Below are 11,722 nucleotides of genomic sequence, written 5' to 3' on the forward strand. Positions count from 1 at the left end.
AGATACATTCTTGAACATAAAGTTCAAGAATGAAGCAATAGAGCCAATTGAGTTCGGCTTCGTCGAAGGCTCTATTACCAACTGATTCATGGAATCACGAAACACGCAGTAAATGCGCGTTTCTGTAATTTACGTTCGATACGTCATACAACATAAGTTTTTATCAAAAAACAAGAAAGGAACGGCCGGAATATTCTGGGCATTTACTTATGAACAATAAAGTTACTTTATATATGCATTCAGGAAGTGGTAATCATGGATGCGAGGCTATAGTAAGGTCTCTTACAGGGCTTATCAATAGTCAGGATCCTTCGATTAAACCGGATGTCATGACCAATGACAGAGCTGAGGATCTTAGGTATGTTCCTGAGGATATATGCCATTTTGTCGAAGAAAAACATATGGACAGGAATGTCTTAAACCACACCCTATATTACGTATATCGCATGATAACAGGGGATAAAGAGTCATTCCTTAGATACAGATTCAAGGATATGTACAAGAATCCCCCGAAGGTAGGTGTGTCAATAGGCGGAGATACTTATTGCTACGACTATATGGTTGAAGAGATAATGCTTACCAACAGTATGCTTCATAAGCTCGGTACAAAGACTATACTCCTTGGATGCAGCGTTGAACCTGAGCTTGTCAAAAGGAGTGATGTTGCAGCTGACATGAAGCTTTATGACAAGATTCTTGCAAGAGAAAGCATCACTTATAATGCTCTGTTAGACGCCGGAGTTTCAAAAGAAAGGCTTGAGCTTGCTCCAGATCCTGCATTCACTCTTGATACGCAATATCTCCCTCTCCCGGATGGTTGGAAAGAAGGTAAGATGATAGGTCTAAACCTAAGTCCTCTTATAGGTATGTATGCTGAGGATAAGGATATCGCACTAAAATGCTACGAAGGTCTTATACAGCATATCATCGATACCACAGACAATAATATAGCTCTTATCCCTCATGTTGTCTGGGATAGGAGCAACGACTTCATACCACTTACAAGCCTTTATGAGAAGTTCAAGGATACAGGACGGGTTATTCTGTTACAGGACCATAATGCAACTCAGCTAAAAGGCTTTATTGCCAGATGCAGACTCTTTATAGGAGCCAGAACTCATGCGACTATCGCTGCATATTCATCATGTGTTCCTACTCTTGTAATAGGATATTCAGTAAAAGCAAGGGGCATAGCAAGAGATCTGTTCGGAACCGAGGATAAATACGTACTTCCTGTTCAGGATCTAAAAACTACAAAGCAGCTTATCGAAGGCTATGAATGGCTAAATGACCATGCTGATGACATTACACAAAAGCTTAAAAAATCAGTTCCTGAATATATTATCAAAGCAAGACGAAATGGAAGCGCTGTAATGGATCTGCTCAATCAATAATACATTCTGACTTCGCATTTACCAAACATACGCCACCCATTGAGGCAGTGCCGATGCCTTAATGGGTGGCGTATATTTGGTAAATATGAAATATTGGTATAGTTATAATTGCTACTACACGTTATTTTGTATAATATATTCTTGTATTTTGATCATAGTTAGTGTATATTTTACATCGATTTATGAATGTTTTTTTGATATCATTGTTGCATCGCTCTGTTATGAGTGCTAAAATATGTTGGTTTTGAATTAACAGATCAAGAGTTAAAGTTACTGTTTTAGGTATCAGAAAGCGCCAGAACGCAGACTGCATACTAGATGAATACGGTCCTTGTAAGTGTGATGACTGTTTTTATAAGTAAGTTACACGCGCCATCAAGGGCTCATGGATATTTTAAGGAGTACCAGTATGATACAGACAAGAGATGACATTAGAAACGTTGCCATTATAGCTCACGTTGACCACGGTAAGACAACACTTGTTGACGCTCTCTTACATCAGAGCGGAATCTTCCGTGAGAACCAGGAAGTTGCAGAAAGAGTCATGGACTCTAATGATATCGAGCGAGAGCGTGGTATCACTATCATGTCCAAGAATACAGCCATTTCATATAACGGTGTTAAGATCAACATCATCGACACTCCCGGCCATGCTGATTTTGGCGGCGAGGTTGAGCGTGTACTTAAGATGGTTAATGGTGTAGTACTTGTTGTAGATGCTTTCGAAGGTCCTATGCCTCAGACCAAGTTCGTTCTTCGTAAGGCCATGGAGCTGGGTCTTCCTGTTGTAGTATGTATCAACAAGATTGACCGTCCTGAAGCTCGTCCTAATGATGTTATAGATGAAGTTCTTGAACTTCTTATGGATCTTGGTGCCAACGACGAACAGCTTGACTGCCCGTTCGTATTCGCATCAGCTAAGGCAGGCGTTGCTTCCAAGTCACTTGATGACAAGGGAACAGATATGAAGCCTCTTCTTGATACAATAATAGATTATATTCCTGCACCGCAGGGTGATCCTGAAGCTAATACTCAGGTTCTTATCTCTACAATCGACTACAGCGAATATGTAGGTCGTATCGGTGTTGGTAAGGTTGATAACGGTAAGGTTAAGGTTAATGATGAGGTTGTTATCGTCAACCACCATGAGCCTGACAGACTTGTAAAAACCAAGATCAGCAAACTCTACGAGTTCGATGGTCTTAACAAAGTTGAAGTAACAGAAGCCGGTATCGGTTCTATCGTTGCTATTTCAGGTATAGGCGATATGAAGATCGGTGATACTCTCTGTGCTCCTGAGAATCCTGTAGCTATTCCTTTCCAGAAGATCTCAGAGCCTACTATCAGCATGAACTTCATCGTCAACGACTCTCCTCTTGCAGGTCAGGAAGGTAAGTTCGTAACTTCCCGCCAGATCAGAGATCGTCTTTACAGAGAGCTTAATACTGATGTATCTCTCAGAGTTGAAGATACAGAATCAACTGATACTTTCAAAGTTTCAGGACGTGGTGAGCTTCACCTTTCAGTTCTTATCGAGAACATGCGTCGTGAAGGCTATGAGTTCGCAGTATCTAAGGCTGAGGTTATCTATAAGACAGACGAGAACGGCAAGAAGCTTGAGCCTATGGAAAAATGTTATGTAGATGTACCTGAAGAATTCTCAGGTACAGTAATCTCAAGGCTTTCAGAGCGTAAAGGCGAGCTTGTAAACATGGGAACAGCTAATGGCGGATACAGCCGTCTTGAGTTCAACATCCCTTCACGTGGTCTTATCGGTTACAGAAATGACTTCATGACAGATACCAAGGGTAACGGTATCATGAATACAGAGTTCTCAGGATATGCTCCATTCAAGGGAGAGATCTCTTATCGTAAGCAGGGTTCACTTATCGCATTTGAGTCTGGTGAAGCTGTAACATATGGTCTTTTCAATGCTCAGGAGCGTGGTACTCTGTTCGTAAAGCCAGGTGATAAGGTTTACTCAGGAATGGTAATCGGTTCAAGCGGTAAGAGCGAAGATATCGAAGTTAACGTATGTAAGACCAAGCACCTTTCTAACACACGTACATCATCTTCAGATGAAGCACTTCGTCTTGTACCACCTAAGGTTATGTCTCTTGAAGAAGCTATCGAATTCATCGATACAGATGAGCTTCTTGAGGTAACTCCTACAACACTTCGTGTTCGTAAGAGAATCCTTGATCCTACAATGCGTAAGAGAGCAGGAATCGCTGCCAAGAACAAGGCTCAGAATAAGTAATCATAACAATTACTTGATTAATATTTTTAGTCAGTTTATTTAGTACAAAAAAGCCATCGGATATTCAAAGAAAACTTTGAATACATCGATGGTTTTTTTATTATACTATTTAATTTGATTTAAACTTTAGTAACTCAAACTTCCCACTTGGACGGACCGGCACCCCCGAAGTCTTTACAGGGGCAGGCAGTATATAAAGCATTGCCACGCTGTTAATTGTTTTATAAATTCATGGCATGATATCTGTAGCTTTTTATTCTGGGGTCCGAAACTCGCTGCGCTCAAACATGCGGACCCCATACAGAATAAAAATCTCCATCTATCACGCTCATGAATTTTATAAAACAATTAAAAAGCGTGGCAATGCTTTATATACTGCCTGCCCCTGTAAAGACTTCGGGGGGTGCCGGTCCGTCCAAGTGGGAAGTTTGAGTTAGTAATTATTCTGCACAGGTAATCGGATAATATCCCTTCTCACCTTCTGTTATCACTGCTCTTGCACTTGTTATCTGTGTGATCTTATCTATTACCATGTCAATATTGCCGGCGCTAACCACTATATCATAACTTACATCAGCTCCGTATACAGGATTTTCAAGAGCGATACCCATCTGTGTAAAGGCATGCTGGATCTTGTCTACCATGTCATAGCCGATATTAAATGTAATCTTCTGTCCGTAAGTCATAACCGCACTCTTTGATGCAGCAATAGCAGCCTGAGAAGCCTGGGTATATGCTCTTACAAGACCTCCTGTTCCCAGAAGGGTTCCGCCAAAATATCTTGTCACTATAATGAGTGTATTGGTAAGCCCGGCTCCTTGAAGGACTTCAAGTATGGGTTTACCGGCAGTTCCTGATGGTTCTCCGTTATCAGAAAAACGCTGAACTTCGCTTCCTTCGCCAAGTATATAAGCATAACAGTTGTGACGGGCATCCCAGTACTTTTTTTCTACGGTTTTGATGATCTCTTCTGCATCACTTGCGCTTTCTATAGGATAAGCCTGTCCTATAAAGCGGGATTTTTTGATCTCAATCTCTTCCTCGCCGCCTTCAACTATTATTTTGTATGATTTTTCAATTTCATTATTCTTGTCCATAAGGATATAGTAAACGAACATAAACACTTTAAACAAGGCTTATATTAAAAAAATTCGAAAACTGATGATTTGTGCCAAATTATTAAGTTTGCGCTTACCTTCTTTATTCATGCGCCCATATTTGCTATAATAGACTGATAAATTGGAGGAATTTTATTATGAATTATGGTAAAGAAGGCGTCAGAAAGCAAGAATCTGCGCTTCGTAACGGAACCGGACGATGGGGCAAAAAGTTCGGAACTATTTTGTTCAAAGTGTTCCTGCTTGCTATACTTTCTGTAGTTATATTACTTATAAGTGCCGGCCTTGGCGCATTTCAGGGTATCATTGATTCATCCCCTGATATAAGCAATATTGATGTAACTCCTTCAGGATTCAGTACATTCGTATATGATTCTGAAGGCAATCAGATAGCTAAGCTCGTATCTACAGATTCAAACCGTATTCCTGTAACTATGGATATGGTACCAAAGGATCTTCAGAATGCTTTTGTAGCTATCGAGGATGCTCGTTTTTATGATCACAACGGAATTGATATCCAAGGTATCATCCGTGCCGGATATGTTGCAGTAACTACAGGATCTTTTTCCGAAGGTGCTTCGACTATCACCCAGCAGCTTATCAAGAACAATGTCTTCACCGGTTGGACCGAAGAGGACACCCTTGTAGCCAAGTTCAAGCGTAAGATACAAGAACAATACCTTGCTATCCAGCTTGAAAAAACAATGTCCAAGGAAGATATACTTCTAAACTATATGAACACCATCAACCTTGGTCAGAACACGCTTGGCGTTCAGGCAGCCTCACTTCGATATTTTAATAAATCTGTCAGTGAGCTGACTCTCTCAGAATGTGCCGTTATCGCCGGTATCACTCAGAACCCGAGTAAATTCAACCCGATAACTCACCCTGACAAGAATGCAGAAAGACGTGAAAAGGTTCTTGGAAATATGCTGGACTTCGGATTCATAACTCAGACTCAATATGACGAAGCCATGGCTGATGATCCATACTCCAGAATACAGGTTGTAGATTCTGAAACTGAAGACAATACAGTTAATTCATACTTTGTAGATGCTCTTACAGATGTCGTACTTGATGATCTTGTAGAAGCCGGATATACAGAAACACAGGCTTATTCACTTCTCTACAGCGGTGGTCTTAAGATCTATTCAACTATGGATCCAAAGATTCAGGGAATATGTGATGAAGTCTTCCAGGATGAATCTAACTTCCCTTCAAACACAAGTTATCTTCTTGATTATGCTCTTACCACCAAGAACGCTGCAGGCGAATATATAAACTACAGCGATGAGATGATGGAGACCTACTTCAAGCAGTCTAACAAGTCTTTTGACCTGACTTTCTCTTCTACAGAAGCTGCAGAAGAAGCTATCGAGCAGTACAAAGCAGAAGTTGTAGGCGAAGATGAAACTATCATTGATGAAAAGTATACTCTGACACCTCAGCCTCAGGTATCTCTGACTATTGAAGACCAGGCCACCGGTTATATTGTAGCTATGGAAGGTGGTAGAGGAACTAAGACAGCCAGCCGAACCCTTAACAGAGCTACAGATGTCAAGAGACAACCCGGATCGGCCTTCAAGGTTCTTGCAGCATACGCTCCGGCTCTTGATAGTGCAGGATATACACTTGCAACAGTTATCAATGATGCTCCGTTCAATTATTCCAACGGAACACCTGTAAGAAACTGGTACAACAGTTATCGCGGACTCTCTACATTAAGATCCGGTATCCGTGATTCCATGAATGTTGTAACAGTAAAACTTATGACACTTATAACTCCGCAGCTTGGTTATGACTATCTTGTCAACAAATTCCATATTTCTACTCTTGTAGAACGTGAGGAACGCAACGGCAAGGTATACTCAGACATACAGCAGACACTGTGTCTTGGCGGTATCACATATGGTGTCAAGAATATCGAGATCAATTCTGCCTACGCTACTATCGCCAACGGCGGATATTACATTAAGCCTAAGCTTTATACCAAGATTGTGGATCATGATGGCAATGTTATCATCGATAATACATCTATAGAAGGTGAACAGGTATTAAAGGAAACAACTGCATTCCTTCTGACAAGTGCCATGCAGGATGTTGTAACATCCGGTACAGGTACTGCAGTAAACTTCGGTGGAACAGCTATAGCAGCCAAAACAGGTACTACATCTGATGAGAATGATGTATGGCTCTGCGGATTCACTAACTACTACACAGCTACTTGCTGGGCAGGCTATGATAACAACGAAGACCTCTCTACTTCTGAAGAGACACACCTTGCCAAGACTCTCTGGCGTAAGGTTATGTCGCAGATACATGAAGATCTTCCATCAGCTTCATTCTCAGTGCCAAGCGGTATAACTACAGCTACTGTATGTAAGGACTCCGGACTTCTACCTACATCAGGCCTGTGCGATGGTTCACTTGGAACTGAATACTTTGAAAATGGTACAGTTCCTACAGAAAGCTGTAACGTACATATCTATCAGACAATATGTAACTATTCAGGTCTTGCTGCAACAGATCTGTGTCCTTTCAAGGTGCAGCAGGTTGTAACTGTAGTTCCTGAAGAACCGGACATATTGAAGCAATCAGCAGGAAGTGGTGCAGGCTCCTCTACCTTGGTAGATCCTAATGTACTATGTCCTCATAACGAGAGCTTCTTCGCACAGCCCAATGCACAGGAAATCCTGGTACAGCAGAATCAGGAGATCATAAACAGAAATGCCGCTGCTGCCGGTGTAGACCCGAATGCCGCGGTAGATCCAAATGCAGCAGCAGATCCTAATGCAGCTGCTACAGATCCAAATGCAACAGGAACAACTCCGGAACCAGCCACAACAGAGGCTACGCCTCCTACTGATGATCAACAAAACGGCGGTTGATCGTCTTTATGATCACACAAAAAGGACTGTCACAGACAGTCCTTTTTATTATGCAAAATGATAATACTCAAAAACAAAAAGCTCAGTATTCATACGACTTATAAAAAGTCTTATGAATACTGAGCTTATAGAGCAAAAAAATAAAGCTGCTGACGGGAATCGAACCCGTGACCTCCGCACTACCAATGCGACGCACTACCGACTGTGCTACAACAGCTTGGCACATATGCAAATCTAGGATAAATCCTCTCTTTGCAAGCCACGAATGTTATTATACTAGTAGATTAGAGCAATGTCAAACTGAAAGTTTGAAAAACTCTAAATTCATCTCATCTCATATTGTTAGTATCTCAAAATTCACGCCCAGGCCAATTGGCAGAACCTCTGCTACTATCATTAGATTCCTTAGTCAGAGTCATTAAGGAGCTGATCAGCAATATATGAGTATATGCCTGAGCTCTTGTCATGCCATCTTGCGCATACACGATCTGCCATGCTCTCAGTAGGAACTGTAAGCTCTATATTGATAAGATCTTCTCCCATCTCCTTGACTACGAGTCTTGCAACGTACTGTCCATCAGCACGCTTGTTATAATCCGCAATTATAGATGACTCATTACGAAGCTTTATCTTGTTTTCCTTAAGATAAGCATCTATCTGGAGACGAATCTCAGGATTCATCTGACCTATAAAGAAGTGCAATGCCTCTTCTCCAGCCTCTGTAAGCTCTAAGAAGGTCCTGTTACGCTTCTTGTGTTCATTTATAAGTTTCTGATCGCTAAGCTCTCCAAAAGCCTCCTGGAGGGTCATGAACGTGGTATATTCATTTCCAAGTATAAAGTCATATATCTGAGACTTGGAAAGCTCTACGTCTGATCTTTTAAGCATATACAGAACTATTATTTTGTATAAAGTTAAATACTGCGATGCCAAATGTATATCTCCTGAATATTTTAAGCTCTATAATCACTAACTTACTTTAATAAAAGTATTTATAGATCACTTTATATGATTACTTTTCCTACGACTATTCTGACGACTTTTCTGATTCTTTTTCAGTTTCCTTAAGGCGCTTTTCTTCTGCAGCCTTCAAAGCCCTCATATGGTCCCTTATCTTGAGTTCATAGCCATTACCTGTGGGTGAATAGAATTCCTTGCCATTAAGCTCATACGGAAGGTACTGCTGTTTCACATAATGATTGGGATAGTCATGCGAATACTTATATCCTATTCCATGTCCAAGCTTGGATGCAGACTTATAATGAGCATCCTGAAGATGGGACGGGATCTGCAGATTACCGGTATCAGATACTTCTTTCATTGCATCATCTATTGCTACAATAGAAGCATTGCTCTTAGGTGCTGTTGCAAGATAGCTGGCAGCCTGAGACAGAGTTATCCTTCCTTCAGGCATTCCAAGCCTCTCTACAGCAAGTGAAGCTGCAACTGCGACCTGGAGAGCCTGAGGATCTGCGTTGCCTATATCCTCTGAAGCAAGGACCATCATACGTCTTGCGATAAACTTAGGATCCTCTCCTGCGCTTATCATCCTTGCAAGATAGTATACAGCAGCATCCGGATCTGATCCTCGAACGCTCTTGATAAAAGCTGATATCGTATCATAATGATTGTCACCGTCCTTATCATAACGGGCAACTTTCTTCTGAATACATTCTCTTGCCACATCGAGTGTGATATGAATCTTGCCATCTTCACTTCTGTCTGTAGTCATGATACCAAGCTCTACTGCATTAAGGGCATGTCTTGCATCCCCATCTGCCATATCTGACAGAAGTTCTATAGCATCATCATCTATCACTGCATTAAAAGAACCCATGCCTTTGGTATTGTCATATACAGCACGTTTTATAAGTACCGCAATATCCTCTCTGGACAGAGGCTTTAGCTCGAAGATGACTGATCTTGACAGCAAAGCTCCATTAACTTCAAAATAAGGATTCTCTGTTGTAGCTCCTATAAGTATAACTGTCCCGTCCTCTACAAAAGGCAGGAGATAATCCTGCTGCCCTTTATTAAAGCGGTGTATCTCGTCTATAAATAGAATGGTCTTCTTCTGATACATGCCAAAATTATCTTTGGCCTTGGCTACAACATCTTCCATGTCCTTCTTGCCGGCAATGGTAGCATTGATCTGCATAAACTCAGCCTTAGTAGTACTTGCTATAACCTTGGCAAGTGTAGTTTTGCCAGTTCCGGGAGGGCCGTACAGAATGATAGACCTTATCTTATCAGCCTTGATCGCGCGATATAAAAGCTTATCATGTCCTATTATATGCTGCTGTCCCACTACTTCTTCCAAAGTTGTAGGGCGCATACGTGCAGCAAGAGGCGATTCTGACTCAGCAGTCTTAGCCCTTGCATACTCAAATAAATCCATATTATTCCTTCATGACGAGCACTTGTGTAAGTCGTGCAATCCGAATATCAGATTCGGATTTGCCACCATGGCTATTTGGGCTCGTCTCAAATAGCCGTGTGAAAAATTGTCATATCGATACAATTTTTCACACCAACCTCATGTTAAGGCCATTAGACATAATCTAATGGCCCGAAATAAGTAAATCTGACAGATATAATCTACCCGTTTTATTTTGCAGCGTATCCTTTATCCTTGATAACTCGGATTACGGATTCTACATAATTCCTACAAATCTCTTTGTCCTCAGCTTCAACCATGACACGTACTACAGGCTCTGTACCTGATTCACGTACAAGGATTCTGCCGCTGTCACCAAGATCCTTGGCTACAGCATCAACCTTAGCTACAACATCAGGATCGTTCTGAGCTGCTGTCTTATCAGTAACTCTGATATTCTCAAGTACCTGAGGATAGATAGTAAGAGGAGAGCAAAGCTCTGACATCTTCTTCTTCCTTGCAAGCATAACTTCCATCATCTTAATAGATGTCATGATACCATCACCTGTTGTAGCATACTTGCTGAAGATGATGTGGCCTGACTGCTCACCGCCTATTACACAATTATTCTCAGTCATATATTCATATACATACTTATCACCAACTGCTGTCTTGGCATAATCTATACCAGCTTCATCAAAAGCCTTGTACAAACCGAAGTTGGACATTACTGTTGTAACAACTGTGTTATTTACAAGCTCGCCCTTATCCTTCATATACTTACCGTATACATAAAGAATATGATCACCGTTTACAACATTGCCCTTTTCATCAACACACAGACATCTGTCTGCATCGCCGTCATATGCAAATCCGACATCAAGTCCCTTCTCAACAACGAATTTCTGAAGGCCTTCAATGTGAGTAGAGCCGGCATTGTTGTTGATATTGGTTCCGTTAGGTTCATCATTTATAACATAAGTTGTAGCACCAAGTGCATCAAATACGCTCTTAGCAATATTCCAGGAAGCACCATTAGCACAGTCAAGGCCTACCTTCATGCCCTTAAATGAATAAAGACCAAGAGAGATAAGGTATCCTACATAACGATTCCTTCCAGATACATAGTCTACTGTACATCCAATGGAATCCTTGGTAGCAAAAGGAATAGTATCCCACTTCTTGCCAAATGCTGTCAGATTACCATCAATATAATCTTCTACGAGTCCGATGGTCTTCTCATCCATCTTCTCTCCGTTGCCATTTAAAAGCTTTATTCCATTATCATAAAATGGATTGTGGCTGGCAGTGATCATTACTCCGCAGTCAAATTCATCAACTCTAGTAACATAGGCTACTGAAGGAGTAGTTGTTACGTGAAGCAGGTATGCGTCTGCGCCTGAAGCAACAAGTCCGCCTACAAGGCTGTACTCAAACATATAGCTTGAACGTCTTGTATCCTTGCCGATGACAACTCTGGGAGCTGAAGCATCTCCCTTCTGGCGCTTTAGCTCGCCGTAATACCAACCCAGAAAACGTCCTACTGTATATGCATGATCAGCAGTAAGTCCTACGTTAGCTTCTCCTCTGAAACCATCTGTACCAAAATATCTGCCCATTTTTATGAACATCCTTTCTCGTTTAGAAAACAATTTGCGAGAACATCATCTCACTTAGCGATTATA

General features: G+C 41.3%; 7 protein-coding genes and 1 tRNA gene. 3 read left to right on the top strand and 5 right to left on the bottom strand.

Annotated elements, in window-relative coordinates; genetic code table 11:
• The first annotated feature begins 209 nt into the window (after nt 1-209).
• Nucleotides 210-1,394: a polysaccharide pyruvyl transferase family protein gene (locus BMX21_RS10075; protein WP_092043934.1), complete on the top strand. Its 1,185-nt coding sequence runs from the start codon at nt 210-212 to the stop codon at nt 1,392-1,394.
• A 409-nt stretch (nt 1,395-1,803) separates the two neighbouring features.
• Complete coding sequence (gene typA / locus BMX21_RS10080) at nt 1,804-3,654, top strand: translational GTPase TypA (protein ID WP_022754979.1); 1,851 nt, start codon at nt 1,804-1,806, stop codon at nt 3,652-3,654.
• Nucleotides 3,655-4,094: 440 nt separating this feature from the next.
• On the opposite strand, the gene BMX21_RS10085 is transcribed toward typA, so the two are convergent.
• Complete coding sequence (locus BMX21_RS10085; protein ID WP_092043936.1) at nt 4,095-4,772, bottom strand: YigZ family protein; 678 nt, start codon at nt 4,770-4,772, stop codon at nt 4,095-4,097.
• Nucleotides 4,773-4,909: 137 nt separating this feature from the next.
• Here BMX21_RS10085 and BMX21_RS10090 point away from each other — a divergent pair, with 137 nt between their 5' ends.
• Entirely contained in the window at nt 4,910-7,660 is a 2,751-nt protein-coding gene (locus BMX21_RS10090; RefSeq protein ID WP_092043938.1) for a transglycosylase domain-containing protein, read from the top strand.
• 144 nt (nt 7,661-7,804) lie between these two features.
• Here BMX21_RS10090 and BMX21_RS10095 read toward each other — a convergent pair.
• The 4 genes from BMX21_RS10095 to glmM form a co-directional block, all read right to left on the bottom strand.
• Nucleotides 7,805-7,877 (bottom strand) — tRNA-Thr (locus BMX21_RS10095).
• Between the two features lie 188 nt (nt 7,878-8,065).
• Nucleotides 8,066-8,593 carry a DUF4364 family protein gene (locus tag BMX21_RS10100; protein WP_022754975.1) on the bottom strand — a complete coding sequence of 176 codons (528 nt, stop codon included), beginning with the start codon at nt 8,591-8,593 and terminating at the stop codon, nt 8,066-8,068.
• A gap of 94 nt (nt 8,594-8,687) precedes the next feature.
• Entirely contained in the window at nt 8,688-10,058 is a 1,371-nt protein-coding gene (locus BMX21_RS10105) for a replication-associated recombination protein A (protein WP_092043940.1), read from the bottom strand.
• A gap of 209 nt (nt 10,059-10,267) precedes the next feature.
• Complete coding sequence (glmM, locus tag BMX21_RS10110; RefSeq protein WP_092043942.1) at nt 10,268-11,656, bottom strand: phosphoglucosamine mutase; 1,389 nt, start codon at nt 11,654-11,656, stop codon at nt 10,268-10,270.
• Between the last annotated feature and the right edge of the window lie 66 nt (nt 11,657-11,722).

It is taken from the genome of Butyrivibrio sp. TB (assembly GCF_900110805.1).
In the GTDB taxonomy this organism is placed as follows: Bacteria; Bacillota; Clostridia; order Lachnospirales; family Lachnospiraceae; genus Butyrivibrio; species Butyrivibrio fibrisolvens_C.

Coding starts and splice junctions, on each gene's coding strand:
- BMX21_RS10075 (WP_092043934.1), top strand. CDS start 210: ATGAACAATAAAGTTACTTTATATATGCATTCAGGAAGTGGTAATCAT.
- BMX21_RS10105 (WP_092043940.1), bottom strand. CDS start 10,058: ATGGATTTATTTGAGTATGCAAGGGCTAAGACTGCTGAGTCAGAATCG.
- typA (WP_022754979.1), top strand. CDS start 1,804: ATGATACAGACAAGAGATGACATTAGAAACGTTGCCATTATAGCTCAC.
- glmM (WP_092043942.1), bottom strand. CDS start 11,656: ATGGGCAGATATTTTGGTACAGATGGTTTCAGAGGAGAAGCTAACGTA.
- BMX21_RS10085 (WP_092043936.1), bottom strand. CDS start 4,772: ATGTTCGTTTACTATATCCTTATGGACAAGAATAATGAAATTGAAAAA.
- BMX21_RS10090 (WP_092043938.1), top strand. CDS start 4,910: ATGAATTATGGTAAAGAAGGCGTCAGAAAGCAAGAATCTGCGCTTCGT.